Below are 1210 nucleotides of genomic sequence, written 5' to 3' on the forward strand. Positions count from 1 at the left end.
CGTCAAACGGCCCAGGCGTGCCTGTCTGCGGCGTCGGTGGTAGGTCCGCTCGATCCAGGTGACGATCGCGATGCGCAGCTGCTCGCGGGTGGTCCAGGCTCGGCGGTCGAGGACGTTCTTCTGCAGCAGGGCGAAGAACGATTCCATGGCGGCGTTGTCCCCGCTGGAGCCGACGCGGCCCATGGATCCGACCAGGCGATGACGGGCCAGAGCGCGCAGGAACTTCCTGCTACGAAATTGACTGCCCCTGTCGCTGTGGACGATGCAGCCGGCGACGTCGCCGCGCATCGAGACGGCGTTCTCGAGCGCCTGAACGGCCAGGCGGGACTTCATCCTCGAGCCGATCGAGTACCCGACGATCTTGCCGCTGCAGGCGTCTTTGATGGCGCAGCAGTAGAGCTTGCCTTCGGCGGTCGTGTGCTCCGTGATGTCGACGAGCCAGAGCTGGTTCGGGGCGTCGGCGGCGAAGACGTGCCGGGTCCGGCCGTGCTCGTCGATGACGGCGCAGAGGTCGTCGTGGACCGGCGGTCCCGGCTTCTTGCCGTTACGGCCCCGCTTCTTCCCGAACGCGGACCACCAGCCGTTCGCTGAGGCGATCCGCCACGCGGTCCGGTCCGACATCGCCTCACCCGCGTCGCGGGCCTCGTCGGCCAGCAGCCGGTGCCCGAATTCGGGGTCGTCGCGGTGTGCGTCGAACAGCGCGTTCGCGCGATACGCCTCCACCACCTCGCTGGTGGTGATGGGGTTCGCCAGCCACCGGTAGTAGGGCTGACGGGAGAGCTTGAGCACCCGACACGTCACCGTCACAGGGATCCCTGCTTCGGCGAGCTCCGTCACGAGCGGGTAGAACCTTTTCCCGGCAGGTTCGCCTGCGACAGGTACGCCGCCGCACGCCGGAGGACCTCGTTCTCCTGCTCGAGGAGCCGGTTCCGCTTGCGCAGCTCACGGATCTCCGCAGCCTCGGTTCGGGTCGTTCCGGGCTTGGCTCCGGCGTCGATGTCGGCGCGACGCAGCCACTTCTGCAGCGTCATGGGGTGAACGCCGAAGTCTTTCGCGATCTGCTCGATCGTCACTCCGGGCTCACGGTTCCTCGCGACGCGCACGACATCGTCACGAAACTCGGACGGGTAAGGCTTGGGCACAGCAACATCCTTCCAGGCCCACCCCACGGCAAGCCAGATCAGATGTCAACTACTCGCGCAGCAGTCCC

General features: G+C 67.3%; 1 protein-coding gene. It reads right to left on the minus strand.

Features of this window, described 5'->3' with window-relative positions:
• Positions 1–1142 (minus strand): IS3 family transposase gene (locus CVA01_RS14735; RefSeq protein ID WP_141331827.1). Its coding sequence is split into 2 segments (ribosomal slippage), with 1140 coding nucleotides annotated over them: positions 1–855 and positions 858–1142; the frame shifts between segments, so codons are not numbered across the junction. This gene is flagged as partial in the annotation.
• Positions 1143–1210: the final 68 nt, after the last annotated feature.

The organism is Corynebacterium variabile, assembly GCF_006539825.1.
Lineage (GTDB): Bacteria > Actinomycetota > Actinomycetes > Mycobacteriales > Mycobacteriaceae > Corynebacterium > Corynebacterium variabile.